Origin of the sequence: Chryseobacterium takakiae (genome assembly GCF_900129385.1) — a bacterium.
Lineage (GTDB): Bacteria > Bacteroidota > Bacteroidia > Flavobacteriales > Weeksellaceae > Chryseobacterium > Chryseobacterium takakiae.
The window spans coordinates 94,293-115,381 of the sequence record NZ_FQVO01000008.1; the positions used below are offsets into that span (position 1 = coordinate 94,293).

Sequence of the window (21,089 nt, forward strand, 5' to 3'; positions counted from 1 at the left end):
AAATTCGTGAAAATCATTCGTCTTATATTTTTCATTGTACACATAGGAATAGCCTTTCTATTGGTTGGAACTATTTTGAATGCCTATATACCCCCGAAAACATTTCCGTGGCTCAATCTGCTTTCTTTAGGTTTTCCCGTACTGATGATCGCATATGTTGTGCTCACTCTTTTTTGGATTATCAGCTGGAAAAAAAGAGCATTCGTTTTTTTACTTTTCGGGCTGCTGTTTTTCAAGCCGGTCATACGATGGATCAATTATACACCACAGAAAAATGAAACTCCCGATCTTAAAATTATTTCATTGAATGCTAAAGGCGGTTTATACGGAAAAGAGAATATTGAATCATTCGTTAATGCCCAGAATCCTGATGTCATTTTTTTACAGGAATACGGAGCAAACAAAAAGTATCATTTCAACAAATTGAAAGATCGTCCCGAAAGCCATATAATCACAATTTTCTCTAAGTACAGGATTGTAGAGCAAAAACAACTTATTGAAAGTGATTATGAGTATAACAATGCGTATGCATCACAAACCGACATTGAAATCAAAGGAAAAATATACCGGTTTATCAATGTTTATTTACAGCCTTTTAAGTTCCAAAAAAATATGGTAAAGCTTAACGGAAACAGTGAAGAAGATGAGCAGAAAGTAAAAGATGTAGTGAAAAGACTTATTCCAACCTTTAAAATGCACCAGGAACAGATCATTGCAATAAGAAAAAGCATTGATGAGTCTCCATATCCTGTTATTCTGGCCGGAGATTTTAACTCGGTTCCTAATTCTTACGAATATTATCATTTACCTGAAGGCTTACAAGACGCTTTTGTGGAAGCCGGAAAAGGAAGCGGTACCAGTTTCCATGATTATAAATTCCCAATAAGAATTGACTATATTTTCTCTTCGCCTTCAATAAAGCCGCTAAGCTATAAAGTAGACCGTTCCGTAAGACTCTCCGATCATTTTCCTGTTATTGCAACATTTAAATTCGAAAAATAAATTAATATTTAATTTTTGTTTAAATAATTCGGTCTGAATAGAATATCTCTGATAAAAACTTTTACAGGCTGCCATTTAATTACAGAAATTCTGTTAAATTAGTTCTCATGAAAAATGTGTTTTTTATCCTTTTTATTTTTTCAATCGTCTCATGCTCGAAAAAAGAGCCGCAGGATCTTTATCCGGCAGACAGCCCGAAGGCAAGCTATGATACAATGGCCATTGATTCTTTTTCAACCGGAGCCATATCGGTTGATGTTGCAGAACAGATCAGGATGTCTTCCCAAAAATACCAGGACTCTGTGAAAGAGGCACTGAAACTTCAGGAACAGGAGAAAAAAATCAAAGAAGAAATAGAGCAGGAAAACAAGAAAAAAGCAGAAGAAGAGAAAAAACAGAAGGCCTCCGAAACACCTGCCAGCGATGTGAAAAAGGAATAATATTTGAATTTCAATTAAAAATTTTATCAATACGTATGAAAAAAAACTTTTTATCAGGATTAATGATTGCAGCATTGATGATATCATGCACCAAATCAACATCAAAAACCGAAACGGTAGAAAATCCGGACGGAAGCGTTACAACCACCACCACCGTTTCAGAAAGCGGATTGGGAGTTGATACGGCAAAGATTAATGACGTAAAAGAAAAGACGGAATCCAGAATCAATGCAGCAGGAGAAAAGATAGACAATGCCGCAGAAGATGCCAAAAATAAAATTGATGCTACAGCGGATAAAGCTAAAGCAAACCTTCAGAAAGCAGGACAGGATATCAAAACCGAAGCGGATAAAGTAGGTAAAGATGTAAAAGATGCTGCTGCAAAAGGAGCCGGAAAAGTAGAAGATGGCGCAAAAAAACTTAAGGAAGATTTAAACAGATAAATAATACCCGTTAGACATTAAAATAAAACCGCAGTCCAGGGCTGCGGTTTTTGTTTAATTTTATTTATTATTAAGTTCAAGCAAAGGATCAATATATTCTCTGTCATTGCTTAATCTCGGCACTTTATTTTGTCCGCCCAGTTTACCCTTCGACTCCAGCCAGCAATAAAAAAGATTGGGCTTTGCAATGTGCACAATCGGCCTTTTAAGCGTCATATTGTTATAACGTTTCGCCTCATAATCAGAATTAATGGCTTTTAAATGATTATCGAAGATATCAATAAACCTTTCCAGATCATCCGGTACCCGACAAAATTCGAAAATCCATTCGTGGGCACCGCCTTCGTTTTCTTTCATAAAAACAGGAGCTCCCGTAAAATCTGAAATGGAAGCATTGGTTTCTTCACACGCTTTGGTAAGGGCAGATTCTACATTCGTAATCATTAATTCCTCTCCAAAAGCATTAATGTAATGCTTCGTTCTGCCGGTAATTTTGATCCTGAACGGACTGATTGAAGTAAATACTACCGTATCGCCAATAAGGTATCTCCAAAGGCCTCCATTCGTGGTAATGACCATGGCATAGTTTTTCCCGATTTCAACGTCTTCCAAGTTCACAACTTTCGGACTGGAAAGATGAAACTGATCCATCGGAATAAACTCATAGAAAATCCCGTAATCCAGCATCAGCAGCATTTCATCACTGTTTGACCGGTCCTGAATCCCGAAAAAACCTTCAGAAGCATTATAAATTTCGTAATAATTAATATTTTTCCCGATAATCTGTCTGTATTGCTCCCGGTACGGTTTAAAGCTGATTCCTCCGTGAAAGAAAACTTCCAGATTTGGCCACAATTCAGAAATATTGTTGATTCCAGCTTCAATTATAACACGTTGAAGAAGCACCATCATCCAACTAGGAACTCCCAGAATACTGCCTACATCTTCATTTTTAACTTCAGAGATTATCGCTTTCAGTTTGCTTTCCCACTCTCCCATCAGCGAAACCTTTTTGCTGGGTGTGGTTGTTATTTCTACCCAAAAAGGCAGATTATCAATAAGAATCGCGGAAAGATCGCCGAATTTAGTATTAAAATCCGCATACAGTTCCGAGCTTCCACCGAGCCGGAGATTTTTATAATTAAAAAGCTGGTTTTCCGGATGGTTGTTGGCATAGATGGAAACCATGTCTTTTCCTGCCTTCATGTGACAGTACTCCAGGCTTTCTGCGGAAATAGGAATGAATTTGCTCTTGGCATTGGTAGTCCCTGAAGATTTGGCGAAATGCTTTATATAACCAGGCCAGGTAATATCTTTTTGGCCCTGTCTTGCCTTTTCAATATAAGGTTCAATCTCCTCATAAGTGACGATCGGGACTTTGTTTTTAAAATCCTGATAGCTGGAAACAGAATTAAAGCCATACTTTTTGCCATACTCCGTATCTTCAGCATGAAACAGTTGGGAAAATAAAACCCCTTTTTGTGTTTCAATAGGATGATCTATAAAATTCTGAATCTGGTCTATTCTCTGACGAATAAACCAGTTGACCACAGTATTGAAAAGTGCTTTCGTTGCCATTCCAACAAATATAACAATATTTGCATTTTCAGAGAATACTTTATTATGTTAAAATAAAAAAACCGTTACTGATGGGTAACGGCTCGTGTTGATATATAATTTTTTTAGCAGTATTCGTCGTAAGCTGCCTGTAGATTTGCAGCAATTGCTCCTGCAGGATTTCCTTCGATATGATGTCTTTCCAGCATGTGTACTAATTCACCATCTTTGAAAAGCGCTACGCAAGGTGAGCTTGGCGGGAATGGAGCCAGGTGTTTTCTTGCTTCCACCACTGCTTCGGTATCGAAACCTGCAAAAACGGTAGTAAGATGATCCGGCTTTTTATCGCCTGTTAAAGAATATACCACTCCCGGTCTTGCCGCTCCGGCTGCACATCCGCAAACGGAGTTGATTACTAAAAGCGTCGTTCCCGGTTGTTTTAATGCTTCTTCTACCTGAGACGGAGTTGTCAGGTCTTCAAAACCTTTATCTGTAAGTTCAGCCTTCATTGGCATTACTAAATCTGTTGGATACATATTTTTGTTTTTAAATCAGGTACAAATTTAAGCAATTCTTTAGTTTTGTTCAATATATAAAAACTATTAGTCTCTTTGGTAAATGAAATGGTGAATAATTTTTCACGGCCAAGGACATTATTATTTAATCTCAAAATAAAATCCCTGTTCTTCCAGCTCTTTATATTTTTCCTGATTGAAAGTGAAAAGCTTTCCGGGTCTGCCGCTGCCTTCTTTTTTTACGTTTTCGGTTTCATTTAAAAGGCCGTAGCTCATTATTTTTTTTCGGAAATTTCGACGGTCAATCTCTTTTCCGACAATGGTTTTGTATAAATTTTCGAGGTCTGAAAAAGGAAATTCTTCATTCAATAAATTAAATCCTATCGGCTGATACTGAATTTTAGTACGAAGCCTTTTTAATGCCGTGTCAATGATGGTATGGTGATCAAAAGCGAGCTCCGGAAGCTCATTCACACTGAACCACTGGGCATCATCCGCATCGGAATCAGCAGAAAGTTTGTAATAAGAAGGGTTTACCAGTCCCAGATACGTCACGGAAACTACCCTGTTTCTAGGGTCGCGTCCCACATTTCCGAAAGTATAGAGCTGCTCCAGGAAATCCGGTCTTATGCCGGCTTCTTCATATAATTCTCTTTTCACTGCATCATCAAGGTTTTCATCATCCAAGACCAGTCCGCCGGGAAGCGCCCAGCCTCCTTTAAACGGTTCAATATTTCTTTTGATGAGAAGAACCTGAAGATCCTTTTTATCAAAATACCCGAAGACAACAGCGTCTACCGCTACTTTTATATCCTGTAACTTTTTTGGAGTGTTCATGATGCTGATTTGTGTTGTGATTACACAAAATTACAATTTAGAAAAAGAGTATCACATCAAAATAAAATTTATTTGAGTCTTATTTTTTATTACATTTATAAACAACATAAAACGAACTAATTATGAAAAAATTCTTACTTGCTGTTTTTGCAGCTTCGTTAATTATCTCCTGCGATAAAGTGAAAATGGATGTAAAAACTTCATCCGATACAACGGATTCTACAGCTCATGAAGAATGGAAACCCGTAGATTCCGCAACCGCTACAAAGGCCTGGATGGATTATGCAACTCCGGGCGAAATGCAACAAATGCTTGCCCAATCAGACGGAAACTGGGTCGGAGAAACAACCATGTGGATGGAAAACGGAAGCCTGCCTATGATGAGCAAATCTGAAGCAGCCAATAAAATGGTTTTTGACGGACGTTACCAGATGAGTACCCACAAAGGTGATATGATGGGAATGCCTTTTGAGGGAATCAGTATTGTCGGTTATGACAATTCAAAGAAAAAATTTGTAAGCTCATGGATCGATAACATGGGAACGGGAATTATGAATATGGAAGGTGTATGGAATGCTTCTACAAAATCTATAGAATTTAAAGGAAAAATGACCGATCCTTCAAGACCAGGAAAAGATTGTAATGTAAGGGAAGTCTTCACATTTGTAGATGATAACACCCAAAAAATGGAAATGTACGGTCCTGATCCTAAAACTGGAAAAGAGTTTAAAACTATGGAAATAAAATATACCCGTAAGAAATAAATAAGACTGCTTCCGTTGGAAGTGGTTTTATACATTTAAAAATTCATTAAAATTTAAATGAAGAGATATTTTTTGTTGTTAATTGTATTGTTAACGGGGTGCAATGGGGAAAAAAATTTTGCAGATAATATTACTTTGAACTTTCCGAAAGATGAGAAGCTGATTTTTCAAGAGTTTAATGATGATTTGACTCACCCGAGGCACATCACTGATCTATATTGGCGAAATTCGTCCTCATATTGATATAAAATATTACAAATATATTATGAAAATGAAGTTCAAGATTTAAAAACAAGAAAAAAGTTTGAAGATTCTATTGAATTGGTACAACAATCTTTCTTCAGACCAGAAAAGATTAAAATTCTTGAAACCAACGAAGTTTTCACAGACCCATTAAATAGTAAGAATTTATCAGTTCTTGTCAGAGAAAAAGATACAATTCCTCTTTATAAACAATATTACAAAACCAACGAAATAAAGAAATACAAGGCTTTTCCTGTAATTATAAAAAATATTTCCACTAAGATTTTGAAAATTCCTACTGATGCTAAAAGTGTTGATCTTTGGATTTTAAACAATACTCAATTTCGATATGTCAGAAATAGTAATTATATATTACGGGGAAGCGGGTTACAAAAAATTTCATATTTTGAATTAAAGCCTAATGAAATATTAGTTTATTCTTGTCCTTACTTTAAAAAAGGAAAGCATACAAAAGCAAAAATCGAATTTGGAACTGCCGAATCAAAAGAATTCGAAATTTCTGTTGATGAAAATATTATAAGAAAAATGCTTCATGAAGGATTTATTGAATAAAAAAATCCGCAGAAAAATCTGCGGATTTACTTTTATCTTTTGCCTTTACTTGGCTCATTTATTACTAATCATTCAACTTCAAAACAGCCATAAATGCTGATTGCGGTACTTCTACTCTACCGATCTGCTTCATTTTCTTTTTACCTTCTTTCTGCTTCTCCAAAAGTTTTCTCTTTCTGGAAATATCTCCTCCGTAACATTTTGCGGTAACGTCTTTTCTTAACGCTTTAATCGTTTCTCTTGCAATAACCTTTGTCCCCAATGCAGCCTGAACGGCAATATCGAACTGCTGTCTTGGGATCAGCTCACGAAGTTTTTCACACATTTTTTTACCGATGTGATAGGCATTGGAATCATGAATCAGGGAAGATAAAGCGTCTACCATATCCCCGTTGATCAGGATATCCATTTTTACAAGCTTGGAAGCCCTGAATCCGATCGGATGATAATCAAATGAGGCATACCCTTTTGAAATGGATTTTAAACGGTCATAAAAGTCGAAAACCACTTCTGCCAAAGGCATATTGAAAACCAATTCTACTCTTTCTGAAGTCAAGTAACTCTGGTTAACGATTTCTCCTCTTTTTTCAATACATAAGGTCATTACCGGACCAACAAAATCCGATTTCGTAATGATGGAAGCTTTAATGAAAGGCTCTTCTACCCTATCCATAATCGTAGGATCCATCATTTCGGAAGGGTTGTTGATCAAAATAGGAACTTCCGGCTCTCTTTTGGAATATCCGAAATAAGATACGTTCGGAACCGTTGTGATCACGTTCATGTTAAACTCACGGTCAAGACGTTCCTGTACGATTTCCATGTGAAGCATTCCCAAAAATCCGCATCGGAAACCAAAACCTAATGCTGCTGAACTTTCCGGTTCGAAAACAAGCGAAGCATCATTCAGTCTTAATTTTTCAAGAGAGAATCTTAATTCTTCAAAATCTTCGGAATCAATAGGATAAATACCGGCGAAAACCATTGGCTTTACTTCCTCAAACCCTTCAATCGGGCCATCTGCAGGATTTTCAAATGAAGTGATGGTATCTCCTACTTTTACTTCTCGGGCATCTTTTATCCCCGAAATCAAATATCCTACATCTCCACACTGGATCGTTTTTTTCGGAACCTGCTTCAGCTTCAGAGTCCCCACTTCATCAGCTCCGTATTCTTTTCCTGTTGCAAAGAATTTAACCTTTTCATTTTTGGAAATACTGCCGTTTACCACTTTGAAATAGGCTTCAATTCCTCTGAAAGGATTGTAAACCGAATCAAAAATTAGCGCCTGAAGCGGGCCGTCGGGATTTCCTACCGGAGCCGGAATTCTTTCAACGATTTGCTCAAGCAAATGATGAACTCCTTCTCCTGTTTTACCTGAAACTCTTAAAACATCTTCATATTCGCAGCCGATCAGGTTCATGATTTCATCGGTTACTTCTTCAGGATTTGCAGAAGGAAGATCGATTTTATTGAGAATTGGAATGATGGTTAGATCATTTTCCAAAGCTAAATATAAGTTACTAATAGTTTGCGCCTGAATACTTTGTGCTGCATCTACAATCAAAAGCGCCCCTTCACAGGCAGCAATGGAACGGGAAACCTCATAAGAGAAATCTACGTGTCCCGGTGTATCAATAAGATTTAAGGTATACTTTTCTCCTTTGTATTCATAATCCATCTGGATCGCGTGAGATTTGATAGTGATCCCACGTTCTTTCTCCAAATCCATATCATCCAGGGTCTGAGACTGCAATTCTCTTTGAGTCACCGTATTGGTATACTCCAGAAGACGATCTGCCAAGGTACTTTTACCGTGATCAATATGAGCGATTATGCAAAAATTTCGTATATTTTTCATTTAAGAATCTTGTAATTTGCAAAGATAATAAAATGCAGGATAATTCCTTGCTCTAATTTCAGAGGACAAAAATTAATCTACAATACGGTTTTTATTTGTAAGTTGATAAAACTGCTAATTACTTTGATTATCTGGATTTACCAAAATTTTCAGGTAAAATATATTCTCCTGTAAGTCTGTCAATTTCTACTCTGTAATATTTCGCATTTTGTTTGCGGATTTTTGTCGCGGCAACATCTATTACAGAAACAACGAGTCCTCCAATTGCACCTCCTACACCGGCATATACAGCGGTATTGGACTGCGGAAAAATTTCCTCCTCGGATGCGGTGATAAAATAGCCATCGCTCCCCTTCTCCATCTCAATAATATTCACTGGTGTTTTTTTATAAGCAATTCCATTATCAACAATTGCAAAAACATCTTTACTGAGATTATCATAACCATCCAGTCTTTTTACTCCTTTTATCACCCCGTCTTTATTCTTCCGTATTGTAAGTTCTTTATCGGGCTTTTGCTCGGCAAATGACTTATAATCTTTATAAACACCATCAATAAGAGGCTGAGAATAAACCGGTAATTGCTCAGATATTATTTTCTCATAGTTAGAAAGATCAGACTCAGAAACAGCAATATCAAGGCCTTGTTCAGAATATGAATCTTTTACAATATTTGCAATTTCTGAAGATATCCTGGCGGCTATAACTCTTGTGATATAAGCATGATCTTTCTGAGGATAATCTTTTGAAATCATGCTTTTCTTTAGGAAATAATAGTGATCTTTTCTTTTTAAAAATGTAGATATTCGCATCTCCAAATGACCTGTAAGGGTTCTTTCGGTTGGTATATCGCTAACTTTAAGATATTCCAGTATAAGGAAATATGGGGTATTTCCCTTATCCTTATTATTTTCTGAAAACCAGTCTGAGAACAATTTTTCAAGATCATCTTTTTCAAATTTTATCTCGTAAGGTTCTTTTCTATGGGATACTATTCCTATAAACTTATCTTCTCTTTTATCAAGTAAAGTAAGAGATTGAGCAATGTGGCTTTTGTCTTTTATCCCGCTTTTGAGTTCTATAAATTGATTTTTCTGAGCCTTAAATAAAGCTGAAATTACAAGTAAAGTTAATAAAATGCTCTTTTTCATGGTTAATTTTTCAAACAAAACTACGAATAACTTTAAATTAAACGACTCCCACAATAAATTGCAAGAGTCGTCCAACATTAAAAAAATAAACTATTATGGTTTTATCTTTGTCTTGTAGCGTTATTTCCGCGAGGTTTTCTTTCATTTACCTTTTCCCTCATCATACCCTCTGTTTGGAATAGCTTCAAGACTTTTTGGCAAGGAATCACCTGCTGCATTTTATCTGCATATTTTTTTCTGTTATCCAATAGCTTCTGGCCAACTTCAAAGCTTTGCTGAAGCTTAGCTTTTGCTTCTTCATCAGATAAATTATCAGGATTAAAATTAGAATTAAACTGGTTTTTGATCTGTTTCTGGCTTTCGAGATATTCGTTGTAAATATCTGTAAATTCTTCTTTATCACCAGGATCTATATCCAGATTATCCATTACCATATTATTTCTGAATTTAGTCAGAAGTGCTTTTCTTTCTTCCGGGGAAAGACTGTTGATGACCTCTTTTCTTTGTTTGGGGTCCATTTTCTTCCAGTCATAATCTGTTCTTTGGGCATTAAGACCAAACCCGTAGATTATTAAAAGCGTAAATAATATCTTTTTCATCTTTCTTTTTAATTATACAAATCCAAATAAACGTCCTGAGTTGAATTGCTTGCCAGTTCCGAAATTTCAGAACTTGTGAATGAATCCAGATATTCGTTCATCTGAGTTTCCTGCTTCTTGGAAGCTGATTTTACAGGCTGTGTCGCAGTCTTTTGTTGTTTCACCGTTTCTTTCTGTGCAATAAACTTATTATCAACCTGTGTTACAACTGTCTGATTATTATTTTCCACAGAAGTTAAATCTGACTGTAAGGTCTCATAAGCAATTTCGCTTTCCGTCTTTAGCTCACTATTATTTACAGCATAAGCAGCATTTTCATTTCTGTTTTCCTTTATTGATTCATTATCTGAATTGAAAACAAAAGTCGCTCCAAAAATCAATGCTAAAGATGCTGCAACAGCATATGCCCAGTTGAGTTTGAAAACCGGCGCTTGTTTACGTGAGATTACTTTATTTATTACATGATTCTGAACCTCATCATACATACCTTCAGAAACTGTATAAATATTTTTACGTTCCAGGTCTTCCAGATCAAACTCATTCAGCCCGCTCAATACTTTCCCCTGAATATTTTCAAATACATTTTCAGGTACCGTGTAAATATTTTTACGTTCTAATTTTTCTATGTCGAACTCTTTCATTGTCAGTTGTCTCAAAAATTATCTCTCGTAATTTTCTTTAATATATTCTTCAATTTTTTGTTTGGCATAATGATAATTGGTCTTTAGTGTTCCCACCGACATATCTACAATTTTAGATATTTCTTCGTAAGGTAAATCATCATAATACCGCATCATAAATACCAGTTTCTGCTTTTCAGGCAGGCTTTGTATGGCTTTCTGTAACAAAATCTGTATTTCTTCGGCATCTTCTCCTGTGTTATCTGCAACAAGATTCTGCATGTGATATTCCGGATCCTCATCAGTTTTCTGCATTTTTTTCATTTTATTTACCTGTTGCAACGCTTCATTGGTTGCAATCCTGTACAGCCATGTGTACAATTGGCTGTCATTCTTAAACTGATGAAAATTCTGATAAGCTTTAATAAAAGTCTCCTGCAAAGTGTCCTGAGCAAGATCTCCGTCCACAATAATTCTTCTTATGTGCCAATACAATCTGCTTTGATAAGCATCCATCAAAGCGCGAACTCCTTTTTCCTGAGTTCGTGGATGTTGCATCAACGAAATAATTTCCGCGTCCTTAATCTTCATAAGATGCTTTCATTGTTTTGGATTACAAAAATAATTGAAAGTTAAATTAAATATTCAATTTTTAGTCCAATATAACAATTATTTATAATATTTTCCGCTGCAAGAAACACTCAGGATGTAAATTTTTTTTCAATTACTCATCTTGTAATCGGCGATATCATGGCCGTTTTAATTTAGCCCTGTTCAGTTTCAGCGATAAATTAATGTTAATGAAACTAAAAATAATACCGATTGTTAAAAATTAAGTATAAAAAACAACTTTATAAATGCTCTCTCCTCTCCTATCTTCCTCCATAAAATATTATCTTTGTTTCATGCAAACAGTAATTATCGGTTCCGGAAATGTTGCCTATCATCTGGCAAAAGCTTTTGTTCTGAATAGAATTCCTCTGGCACAGATTTTTGGCAGAAATGAAAATGAACTGAGCAAAATCTCTGGTGAATTAAATATTCCGTATTCTACGGAAACGCTGCAGAAGGCAGATCTATATATAATCTGTGTAAGTGATCATTCGGTGGAAGATGTTTCCGGCACGATTACCACAAAAGACTGTCTTGTCGCCCATACTTCCGGGTCTCTGCCTAAAGAAATTCTGAAAGGAGACTACCGAAAAGCCAGCTTTTACCCTTTGCAGACTTTTTCAAAATCCAAAGCTTTGGATTATTCCAAAATTCCTTTTTTCATTGAAGCTGAAAATGAAGAAGACCGTAAAATCCTCTTTGAAATCGCCTCAAAAATTTCGGATAATGTGATGGAAAGCACCCATGAAAAAAGGAAATATATTCATCTCACTGCTGTTTTTGCCTGTAATTTTGTGAATCATCTCTTTGCAAGAGCCAAAGAAATTTCAGATTTGCAGGTCATTCCGTTCGATTATTTTTTACCGTTAATTGATGAAACCGTTCAGAAAATCCATGAAATAGATCCGAAATCTGCACAAACCGGGCCTGCTGTAAGAAACGATACAAGAGTGCTGCAATTGCATGAACAACTTTTACAGGGTGAAAGTCTTGAGATCTATAAAACAATGAATCTTTCTATCAAAAAGATGTATCAATTGCCATAATGTTTTAACTTTGAGAAAAACGAAACATGAATACCAACATTATCCGCTCTCTCATTACCGGAGCTGCAATCGTCACCACAGCACTTATTTTAGGCTCGAGTTTTAAAAACAGGAATTTAAAGCAAGATACGATATCCGTCACCGGCCTTGGCTCCAAAGATTTTATTTCAGATGAGATCAGCTGGAGCGGGAGTTTTGATGCCAGTGCTTTTGATGCGAAAGAAGCGTATAATATCATCTCACAGGATAAAGAAAAAGTAAAAGCTTTTTTCTACAGCAAAGGTTTCAAAGCAGGAGAATTTACTTTTGGTGGTGTTAACTTCTCAAGATCTTACCGTACGGTAATAACCAAAGAGTCTGACGGAACAGAAAAATCCGAGGATATTTTCGACGGTTATAAAGCTACCCAAAGTGTTTTTTTCAGGGCTAAAAAAAATCCTGCGTTAATGAAAAAGATTGAAAGTGTGATTGATAAAACGGCGGAACTCATCAACAATGGAGTACAATTTGCGCCATCTTCTCCACAATATACTTATTCCGACCTTGCTTCATTGAAACATAATTTAATTGAAGCAGGTGCGAAAGATGCCAGACAAAGGGCTGAAAAAATTGTAAAAAGCGCAGACGGAGATTTAGGTAAACTGAAAGATGCATCAATGGGTGTGTTTCAGATTACGGCAAAAGGATCTACTGATGAAGACAGCTATGGAGGAAATTTTGATACGTCCAGTAAAGAAAAGTCGGCAAGGATTACGGTAAGACTTACCTATAATCTTGATTAGATTAAACTTTTAATTAAAATGAGTTATAAAGAAAAGCTTAAAAATATTAAAGCATTTGTGTTTGATGTAGATGGTGTCTTTACAGACGGAAGCGTATATCTGCTGCCCGGAGGGAATATGTCCCGGGTGATGAATGTTCTGGACGGTTACGCTGTTGTTAAAGCGCTGAAAAATAATTACATAATCGGCGTTATTACGGGAGGAAATGACGAAATGGTGAAACACAGAATCAACTATCTTGGCATTGAAGATTATTATGCGAAATCCCATGATAAAATGGCTGATTTTGAAGATTTCAAAAAGAAACATCGGCTTAAAAATGAAGATATTCTGACGATGGGAGATGATATTCCTGATCTTCATATCATGAAAAATTCTGCCATTGCAGCCTGCCCGGAAAATGCCGTTCCTGAGATTAAAGAAATTGCAGCTTATATTTCACCGGTAAAAGGGGGCAGTGGCGCTGTACGCGACGTTATCGAACAGGTAATGAAGGTACAGGGAAAATGGCATGATGATAATACACAATCTATCTAACATACTTTGAATGAAACTATTACTGGCGTCACAATCTCCCAGAAGAAAAGAATTATTGTCGAGTCTCGGCTTTACTTTTGAGGTGGTAAAAATCGACTGTGAAGAAATTGTTCCTGAACATATACAAGTAGGAGAGTCCGCAGCTTATCTTTCTGAACTTAAAGCCAATGCATTCCGTTCTCTTGAAGATGGGGAAGTATTGCTTACAGCCGATACTGTAGTTGCCATTGACAATCAGTTTCTGGGTAAGCCGCAAGATGAGGAAGATGCCAAGAAAATGCTAAGACTGCTTTCCGGAAAGATCCATCAGGTTTATACCGGAATTACCATTAAAACCACTGAAAAAACCATTACAAAAACTGATGTTGCGGAAGTAGAGTTTGATGATCTTACGGACAATGAAATAGAATATTATATCCGCCAGTATCAGCCTTTTGACAAAGCAGGAAGCTATGGAATCCAGGAATGGCTCGGGATGGCAAAAATAAAAAGGTTAAACGGTAGTTTTTATACCATTATGGGACTTCCTACCCATTTGGTTTACAAAATTTTAAAAGAAATATAGCAAGTTCCCACATAAAATTTTATTATTTTTACAAAATTATTAAACCGCTTTATAATAAAAAGCGGAATAGTGAGTTATATTGAAATAATGAAAAAAAATATTTTATTCCTTTTAACACTTTGTATTGTTGCTTCCTGCGCTACGAAAACCAAGAAGCCGGAGCAGCGTTCAAAGTTTATGAAAGGATTTTCAACATACTATAATACATTATTTAACGCCAAAGATGCTTTAAATAATGAGTTTGAAACCAGAGATAAAGCCCATAAAGACAATTTCTATGCGCCTTATATTCCTATTCTCACCTATGAAGATCAGCCTCTGGGAAGCGACCTTGGACAGTCTGCTGCATTTGCAGAAAACTCCATGAAAATGGCTGAAGTAAACCGTCCTTCTGATAACTCTAATAAAAGAGGAGGACCTCCGGGAATGCCACCCGGAATGCCGGGAAATTCGATGTCCGGCGGAACGGGAACAGCTTCCGGAGATATGAACCAACCGGAACAAAAAGGTGCCTCCACACTCGAAATTGCAGAAGCCAAAGCCTTAAAGGCAATCAACAAATATTCTGTTATCAAACATGGTGAAGAACAGAATAAACAGATTTTTGATGCGTACATGATTCTGGCACAGGCAAGAATTTACAGGGGAAAATCGCTGGATGCTCTTGACGCCTTAAATTATGTTTTCACCCATATGAAGGATGATAAGAGAATTCCTCTGGCGAGAATTTACCAGGGTCTCGCTTACGACCAGATTAAAAATTACCATAAGGCCCATGAAACTTTTGCCAAGCTGAAAAGTGAAAAAATCAGTAAGGAATACGAAAAACTACTAAGCATCTATTATTCTGAATCACTATTGGACGCCGGAAAAAAACAGGAAGCAGTAAAAGAACTTGATGATGCCTTCGAACTGAACAGCAACCGCAAGCTTAAGAGCAGGATCGCTTACCTGAGAGGGCAGGTGTTGGAAAGCCTTAACCAGAACGAAAAAGCCAGAGAAAGCTTTATGGCAGCCTACAAATATGCCAATGATTTTGAATTTGAAGTAAAATCACAGATCGAGATTGCTAAAACCTTTAATGGAAACGGAGATTACAGCGGAGCAAGAAAATACCTGGAAGACATCAGTAAAAAAGGAACCTACGGATCAAGAAAAAATGAATTTTATTACGCACTGGGATTGATGGCTAACAAAGCCGGGAAAAAAGAAGAAGCTCAGGAGTATTTCAGAAAATCATTGAGAGAAAAGGTTTCCGACGGACAGGTCCGAGGTCTTGCATACTATGAAATAGGGAAGGGGTACCTCGATAAAAATGATTATATCGGTGCAGGAGCCTATTATGATTCAGCTTTAGCGGTAATGACGTATGAGCCTTCTAAAATTCTTCTTGCAGACCAGTCGGTGTACATTAAAAAGATCTCCAAAAACTATTACCTAATCAAGAAAAACGACAGTATTCTGAATCTTGCTAAAATGTCGCCGGAACAGAAAACAGACTTTTTCACCAAATACATCGCCAAAATAAAGGCAAAGGAAGAAAAAGAGGAACTGGAAAAAAGACGGGCGGAAAGAAGCAAAGGCTTTGATACGGGAGATTATAATTCAACGTCGATTTTTGCTAATAGTTCAAACACTTTTGAGGATTTCGGGGTCGCTTCAAAAGGCTTTTATTTCGGCAATACAGGAACGGTTTCCAAGGGAACGCAGACCTTTAAACAAACATGGGGAGAGCGTGCACTGATAGACAACTGGCGTTTTTCAAAGAAAATGGCAACCATTGAGGATATGAAAAACGATGCATTGGGAACAACTGCTGCGCCCAACCCGAGACGTTTTGAACCTGCCTTTTACATCGAGCAGATTCCTACCGATATGGCCAAGCTGGACCAGCTGAAGAAGGACAGGGATACGGCTTCGTTAGGTTTGGGTGTCATGTATCAGAATTACTTCACCAATACTCCTTTAGCAACAAAAACCCTTTACGATCTTGTTGATGTAAAACCTGAAGAAAAAGTCATGTTGCAGGCTTTGTATGAGATTTTCGCAATGAATTATGAGAAAAATCCGCAGGCTGCCGAAAGAGCAAGACAAATATTATTAAGAGATTATCCTTATACTTCATACGCTGAATTTGCCAGAAATCCGAAGAACAGTACTTTTGTAAAGTCTTCAGCAGATGTTGAGGGACAATACAAACAGGCTTACGCATTATATGAATCTGAAAAGTTTGCGGAAAGTAAAGATCTTATTGACAAGACCATCCAGGAATATCCAAAAGACGCCCTGATCCCGAAACTTTATCTTCTGAATGCCTTTAATTCCGGTAAATCGAGTGGGAAAGAAGTTATGATTCTTCAACTGGAGCAGATTGCTTTAAATTATGGTAAAACTCCTGAAGGCGAAAAAGCTAAAGAAATGCTTACATATCTTAAAAGTGACCTGAGCTTTCAGGCAACGGATAACAAGGGAAATATGATCCCTCAGAATTCCGGAAATATGGCAAATGGTGTTCCGCAGCAACCCAATCAGCAGAATAATGCAACAGCGGTTCCTCAGCAGCCGGGAAATAACTTCATGAACAATCCCCAACAAAGCCAGCCGATGAATAATAACAGTAATAAATCATCTAAAAGACAGAACAACAATCAGCAGCTGCAGCCTACCAATACTGTTCCTGCGAGACCTCAATAAAAATAAAGCGAAGATTATTCTTCGCTTTTATTTTTTTTCTTGACGCCATGAAAGTCTTTCAGATAAAAAGGTTCAAAATAGGCTACATCTTCAAATTCTTTCTTTTCCAGCTTTTCCATGGTTTTCCTGATAAGATATTGTGCAGAAGGGTAGACGTCTTCATTAAAATCAGCATTCGGAAGCTGTAAAATTTCTTTTGCTTTTCTTGCTCCGTCTCCCGCGAACAATATTTTTTTATCTTTAAATTCAATAAAAGAGTTTTCATCTAGAATTTTAGCTTCGGTCTCAGAAAGTTCCTTTCCGGTTTTACCGTCATAAACGGCCGTATAAACCTCCATTCTTCTTGCATCGACTAATGGAATAATAAGGTCATAGTTTTTGTCTAAAAAGGGCTCTATCATACTCTCCATTGAATTAACGGCGATTAAAGGAATTTTGAGTCCATAACAGAATCCCTTTGCCGAGGACGCCCCAATTCTCAATCCTGTGTAAGAACCCGGACCTCTTCCCAGGGAAACCGCTTCAATATCTTTCAACGAAATTTCTGCGCCTTCCAGAGCCCATTCTACGAAGGTATGCAGACTTTCAGACTGTTTATAGTTTTCAGAAACTTCTTCGGTAAGGCAAAGTAGTTTTTCATTATCTGAAATGGCTACTGAACAGTTTCTTGAGGAAGTTTCGAGATATAGGATTTTCATTTTTTTATTTATATACACTGGTGCAAATTTATGGCTTTATTTCCACACTTTGTCTGCTCCAAAGCTTCCACACGGATTTCTCTTTTTTCCAAATCTCCAGTAAACCTAGGATCATTTCAAAATTTTGATTTTTATAAATACCGGAAACTTTTATTTTTCTTCTTACAGAATAAATCTTCCTGTCTTTTTTAACTTCAGAAATTTCGATCTCAATAATGTTTGTATAGATTACTTTCTTTGAATTAAAATCCTTTTTAAAATCCTCAAAATTCTGTATCCAGCCATTTGAATGACCAAAAGAAACATCCGGACAGAGAATATTCAAAATTTTTTCGTCATTATTTTCCATTAGTTGATCCAACTGATGAATGCTTTCCGCCAGTTTTGGTTCGGAAGAAGAAATATTTATGGTCTGGGCATTCCACAAACAGCTAAAAACAATCAGAAAAAAGGAGAAAGCTATTTTCATTATTTTCGGTAAATCGTTCTCGGCTCTGCCTGAGCAGTAGGGTAGATGGTCATATCCGAAATACAGACATGTTTCGGAGCATTGATGCAATAGGCAATAGAATCTGCAATATCTTCCGCTTTTAAAGGCTCATAACCTGCATAAACGGTTGCTGCTCTTTCCTGGTCTCCTTTGAATCGTACTACTGAAAAGTCTGTCTCCACAGCTCCCGGCTGGATGTTTGTAACTTTAATTCCGAATTCGGTAAGCTCAATTCTCATTCCTTCCGAAATAACATCCACCGCTTTTTTGGTGGCACAATAGACAACGCCATTGGCATAAGTCTGTCTCGCCGCAACTGAGCTGATATTGACAATATGCCCTGAATTCCTTTCCTTCATTCCCGGAATAATCATTTTTGAAACATATAAAAGTCCTTTTACATTTCCGTCAATCATAGAATCCCAATCATCGGTTTTTCCGGCAGAAAGAGGATCGAGACCATGTGCATTTCCGGCATTGTTGATCAGGACATCAATATCTTTCCATTTGGCAGGAAGGGAATTAATCGCTTTTTCTAATTCTTCTAAATTGCGCACATCAAACTTTAAACTAAAAATTTCGGTAAATTGAGAAAGTTCCGTTTTCAATGATTCAAGAACTTCAGATCTTCTGCCACAGATGATGATTCTATTACCTTGTTTTGCGAGAAGTTCAGCTGTAGATTTTCCTATTCCGGAAGTTGCTCCGGTGACTAATATTGTTTTCATAAAAATTTAAATTTTAAATATACCAATATATAATCATTGATACATGGGTACATTATTTCATTCTTACATTAATTTAGTTGGAATCAAATGCTTCAAATGCATCCTGAATATGTTCAATGGTCAGGTTTTGTTTTTCATCAGGAAGAACAGAGATGATGTCAAACCGTACTTCATTCAACACATTAAATTCCTGTAAATAATAATCCGCAGCAGAAACCAGCAGCTTAATTTTTTTCTTATTCACCGATTCCTGAGGGAGATTAAAAACATCGGTAGACCGTGCTTTGACTTCGCAAATAATAATCAGGTTATCTTTTGCTGCAATAATATCGATTTCTGCTTTCTGATACCGAAAGTTTCTCGCAAGGATTTTATAGCCGTTTTTTAATAAAAAGTCAGCAGCGAGGTCTTCTGCTTTTTTTCCAAAATCATTGTGTTGTGCCATTGTTGGGTAGGAGAGTATGAGGGTTTGAGAGTATGAGAGTGTGAGAGTTTTAGGGCTATATTAAAAACATTAAATCTTAATTTTCAAATTTAATCTTAATCTTATCCTTAACCTCCATTATTATATTTCCCCCAATAATCAAAGGTCTGTTATCTTTAATATGACCGTTTGGAAATCCGAAAACTGTCGGGAAATCGTACTTTGAAATTCTATCTGAAATAAGCTGATAGGCAAAGTCATCAAAACTTTCATTGTACGCTGTATTTTCTTTCTCATTTCCCATATTGGTCATCCCGCCAATGATTAATCCTTTAATTTTTTTGAATATACCAGCGAGTTCCAGACTCATCATCATTCGGTCTAACCCATAAAAGTTTTCACCAATATCCTCAATAAAAAGGATTCTGTCTTTAAATTTAAATGAATAATCAGTCCCCAGAAGCGCATAAATCAGTGCTAAATTTCCTCCGACCAATTGACCTTGACATGAGCCTGTTTTATTAAAACGATGCGATTCTAAGCTATAATCCGGTATTTTTCCTTCCAAAATATCAAAAATCAATTCGTAGCTTTCTTCCGTAACCCCGAAACCTGATGTTTTTACCGTTTGTCCATGAATAGATGAATATCTTTTTTTCAATAAATAACTTTGAATAACAGTATTATCGGAATATCCGATATACCATTTCGGGTTTTCGGAAAAATTTTTAAGATCAATACTTTCCAACAGGTGCTGACAGCCGTAACCGCCTCTGGACGCCCAAACAGCAGCAATCTCATTGTCATTTAATGCCCAGTTGATATCCTGAATTCTTTGTTCTTCGGTTCCTGCGTAATTATAGCCTTTTGAAAAGCTGCTGTAAAGATGTTCTCCTAAAACAGGTTCATACCCCTTGTTCCGGATCATTTCAATTCCTTTTTCCAGCTGTAAAGCTTCTACCGCGCCTGCTGGAGATATGATCGCTATTTTGTCACCTTTTTTTAAGGATTTAGGGTAAATTATTTTTTTCATCGTTCTCTGTGGTATTTTACTTCGGTTTTTTCGGCTTCTTCCAGTCTTTTGTCAAACTGATTGAATTTTTTAAAGCTTTGCAGAAAAATAAAGAAACTGAAGATAATGAGTATTCCGCCTACAATTCTTCTGATTCTGTTGGCTAATTTCTGTGTCAATTTATCGTGAAACTGCTTGGCAAGAAATATTTTTGCCAGGTCGATGCAGAGGTAAGTGGCAATAACAATACCAATGTATAAAACAAAATTGCCGGTATCCGGATACTGATTTCTTACTGAGATTACCGTTACCAGCCAAAAGAGGATGACTCCCACATTCAGAAGATTAAAGAAAAAGCCATTCATGAATGTTTTAAAATAATTCTGACTGATAAATTTCTCTTCTCCCGGAATATGCATTTTCGTCCTCGTCACCATCATTACGACTCCATAGACAAAGATGAGAATGGCTGTTATTCTGTAAAAACCCGGATGTTTGTCAATTAAAGTTACAATATCGGCACTTGCATAGTAGGCTGCGAGAATACAGAGCAGATCTGCAGATATTACCCCGATATCCAAAGCTAATGCGTGTTTTGGTCCTCTGGAAAAGCTGGTTTCTATTAAAAGGAAAAAAATAGGTCCTATGAAAACCAGACTCAGCATGAATCCTAATACGATGGCAGATAATATAAGTTCAAACATCAAGTAATATTTTAAATGAAAACCTGAATTTTCATTCCATTTGTACAAATGTAAACTTTATGATTTAATTATTCAATAACTATGGATTTAAGAAAGGTAATATTTAAAATAATTTCATTTAAATAATTATTGTTTTTAACTATAAAAATAAAATCCGTTTCACTATAAAGCAAAACGGAACTTATTATTAAAA

The 21,089-nt window shown here is 36.5% G+C and carries 24 protein-coding genes; 10 read left to right on the forward strand and 14 right to left on the reverse strand.

Annotated features, from left to right (window positions below; genetic code table 11):
- Nucleotides 1–6 precede the first annotated feature (6 nt).
- The 3 genes from BUA76_RS11490 to BUA76_RS11500 all read left to right on the forward strand — a co-directional run bounded on the left by BUA76_RS11490 (nt 7) and on the right by BUA76_RS11500 (nt 1,885).
- Nucleotides 7–1,002 carry an endonuclease/exonuclease/phosphatase family protein gene (locus BUA76_RS11490; RefSeq protein ID WP_072884948.1) on the forward strand — a complete coding sequence of 332 codons (996 nt, stop codon included), beginning with the start codon at nt 7–9 and terminating at the stop codon, nt 1,000–1,002.
- A gap of 107 nt (nt 1,003–1,109) precedes the next feature.
- A complete protein-coding gene (locus BUA76_RS11495; protein WP_072884949.1) occupies nt 1,110–1,442 on the forward strand; it encodes a hypothetical protein in 333 nt (110 codons plus the stop codon).
- Between the two features lie 35 nt (nt 1,443–1,477).
- Nucleotides 1,478–1,885, forward strand: a complete 408-nt coding sequence (locus BUA76_RS11500) for a hypothetical protein (protein WP_072884950.1) — start codon at nt 1,478–1,480, stop codon at nt 1,883–1,885.
- A 60-nt stretch (nt 1,886–1,945) separates the two neighbouring features.
- Here BUA76_RS11500 and BUA76_RS11505 read toward each other — a convergent pair whose 3' ends face one another.
- The 3 genes from BUA76_RS11505 to BUA76_RS11515 all read right to left on the reverse strand — a co-directional run bounded on the left by BUA76_RS11505 (nt 1,946) and on the right by BUA76_RS11515 (nt 4,794).
- Nucleotides 1,946–3,463 carry a GH3 auxin-responsive promoter family protein gene (locus BUA76_RS11505; RefSeq protein ID WP_072884951.1) on the reverse strand — a complete coding sequence of 506 codons (1,518 nt, stop codon included), beginning with the start codon at nt 3,461–3,463 and terminating at the stop codon, nt 1,946–1,948.
- Nucleotides 3,464–3,567: 104 nt separating this feature from the next.
- Nucleotides 3,568–3,978: a BrxA/BrxB family bacilliredoxin gene (locus BUA76_RS11510; protein WP_072884952.1), complete on the reverse strand. Its 411-nt coding sequence runs from the start codon at nt 3,976–3,978 to the stop codon at nt 3,568–3,570.
- 120 nt (nt 3,979–4,098) lie between these two features.
- On the reverse strand, nt 4,099–4,794 hold the full coding sequence (locus BUA76_RS11515) for an NUDIX hydrolase (RefSeq protein ID WP_072884953.1): 696 nt from the start codon (nt 4,792–4,794) through the stop codon (nt 4,099–4,101).
- A 122-nt stretch (nt 4,795–4,916) separates the two neighbouring features.
- On the opposite strand from BUA76_RS11515, the gene BUA76_RS11520 reads away from it, so the two are divergent.
- On the forward strand, nt 4,917–5,558 hold the full coding sequence (locus BUA76_RS11520) for a DUF1579 domain-containing protein (RefSeq protein WP_072884954.1): 642 nt from the start codon (nt 4,917–4,919) through the stop codon (nt 5,556–5,558).
- 321 nt (nt 5,559–5,879) lie between these two features.
- Nucleotides 5,880–6,374, forward strand: coding sequence for a hypothetical protein (locus tag BUA76_RS11525; RefSeq protein ID WP_072884955.1), 495 nt, complete (start codon nt 5,880–5,882; stop codon nt 6,372–6,374).
- A gap of 64 nt (nt 6,375–6,438) precedes the next feature.
- Here the strand turns inward: BUA76_RS11525 and lepA are convergent, their stop codons facing one another.
- From lepA to BUA76_RS11550, 5 genes are all read right to left on the reverse strand, one after another.
- A complete protein-coding gene (gene lepA / locus BUA76_RS11530; RefSeq protein WP_072884956.1) occupies nt 6,439–8,235 on the reverse strand; it encodes a translation elongation factor 4 in 1,797 nt (598 codons plus the stop codon).
- A 127-nt stretch (nt 8,236–8,362) separates the two neighbouring features.
- Nucleotides 8,363–9,385, reverse strand: a complete 1,023-nt coding sequence (locus BUA76_RS11535) for a hypothetical protein (protein ID WP_072884957.1) — start codon at nt 9,383–9,385, stop codon at nt 8,363–8,365.
- A 101-nt stretch (nt 9,386–9,486) separates the two neighbouring features.
- Nucleotides 9,487–9,984, reverse strand: a complete 498-nt coding sequence (locus tag BUA76_RS11540) for a hypothetical protein (RefSeq protein ID WP_072884958.1) — start codon at nt 9,982–9,984, stop codon at nt 9,487–9,489.
- An 8-nt stretch (nt 9,985–9,992) separates the two neighbouring features.
- Nucleotides 9,993–10,625 (reverse strand): hypothetical protein, encoded by a 633-nt coding sequence (locus BUA76_RS11545; RefSeq protein WP_083573219.1) that lies wholly within the window; start codon nt 10,623–10,625, stop codon nt 9,993–9,995.
- Between the two features lie 18 nt (nt 10,626–10,643).
- A complete protein-coding gene (locus BUA76_RS11550; RefSeq protein WP_072884959.1) occupies nt 10,644–11,195 on the reverse strand; it encodes an RNA polymerase sigma factor in 552 nt (183 codons plus the stop codon).
- Nucleotides 11,196–11,509: 314 nt separating this feature from the next.
- On the opposite strand from BUA76_RS11550, the gene BUA76_RS11555 reads away from it, so the two are divergent.
- The 5 genes from BUA76_RS11555 (at nt 11,510) to porW (ending at nt 16,840) form a co-directional block, all read left to right on the forward strand.
- The gene (locus BUA76_RS11555) at nt 11,510–12,262 is read left to right on the forward strand and encodes a Rossmann-like and DUF2520 domain-containing protein (RefSeq protein ID WP_072884960.1); all 753 of its coding nucleotides are present in this window, start codon (nt 11,510–11,512) and stop codon (nt 12,260–12,262) included.
- Between the two features lie 26 nt (nt 12,263–12,288).
- Complete coding sequence (locus tag BUA76_RS11560) at nt 12,289–13,044, forward strand: SIMPL domain-containing protein (protein WP_072884961.1); 756 nt, start codon at nt 12,289–12,291, stop codon at nt 13,042–13,044.
- A gap of 18 nt (nt 13,045–13,062) precedes the next feature.
- Complete coding sequence (locus BUA76_RS11565; RefSeq protein ID WP_072884962.1) at nt 13,063–13,581, forward strand: KdsC family phosphatase; 519 nt, start codon at nt 13,063–13,065, stop codon at nt 13,579–13,581.
- A 10-nt stretch (nt 13,582–13,591) separates the two neighbouring features.
- Complete coding sequence (locus BUA76_RS11570) at nt 13,592–14,146, forward strand: Maf family nucleotide pyrophosphatase (protein WP_072884963.1); 555 nt, start codon at nt 13,592–13,594, stop codon at nt 14,144–14,146.
- 87 nt (nt 14,147–14,233) lie between these two features.
- Complete coding sequence (gene porW, locus BUA76_RS11575) at nt 14,234–16,840, forward strand: type IX secretion system periplasmic lipoprotein PorW/SprE (RefSeq protein ID WP_072884964.1); 2,607 nt, start codon at nt 14,234–14,236, stop codon at nt 16,838–16,840.
- Between the two features lie 14 nt (nt 16,841–16,854).
- On the opposite strand, the gene tsaB is transcribed toward porW, so the two are convergent.
- The 6 genes from tsaB to BUA76_RS11605 all read right to left on the reverse strand — a co-directional run bounded on the left by tsaB (nt 16,855) and on the right by BUA76_RS11605 (nt 20,896).
- Nucleotides 16,855–17,538, reverse strand: a complete 684-nt coding sequence (gene tsaB / locus BUA76_RS11580; RefSeq protein WP_072884965.1) for a tRNA (adenosine(37)-N6)-threonylcarbamoyltransferase complex dimerization subunit type 1 TsaB — start codon at nt 17,536–17,538, stop codon at nt 16,855–16,857.
- Between the two features lie 28 nt (nt 17,539–17,566).
- Nucleotides 17,567–18,007 carry a nuclear transport factor 2 family protein gene (locus BUA76_RS11585; RefSeq protein WP_072884966.1) on the reverse strand — a complete coding sequence of 147 codons (441 nt, stop codon included), beginning with the start codon at nt 18,005–18,007 and terminating at the stop codon, nt 17,567–17,569.
- Nucleotides 18,007–18,756 (reverse strand): SDR family NAD(P)-dependent oxidoreductase, encoded by a 750-nt coding sequence (locus BUA76_RS11590; protein ID WP_072884967.1) that lies wholly within the window; start codon nt 18,754–18,756, stop codon nt 18,007–18,009. Before BUA76_RS11590 ends, BUA76_RS11585 begins: the two co-directional genes overlap by 1 nt.
- Before the next feature lie 73 nt (nt 18,757–18,829).
- Entirely contained in the window at nt 18,830–19,201 is a 372-nt protein-coding gene (locus BUA76_RS11595) for a YraN family protein (RefSeq protein ID WP_072884968.1), read from the reverse strand.
- Between the two features lie 76 nt (nt 19,202–19,277).
- Entirely contained in the window at nt 19,278–20,213 is a 936-nt protein-coding gene (locus tag BUA76_RS11600; protein ID WP_072884969.1) for a S66 peptidase family protein, read from the reverse strand.
- A complete protein-coding gene (locus BUA76_RS11605; protein ID WP_072884970.1) occupies nt 20,210–20,896 on the reverse strand; it encodes a LysE family translocator in 687 nt (228 codons plus the stop codon). Before BUA76_RS11605 ends, BUA76_RS11600 begins: the two co-directional genes overlap by 4 nt.
- Nucleotides 20,897–21,089: the final 193 nt, after the last annotated feature.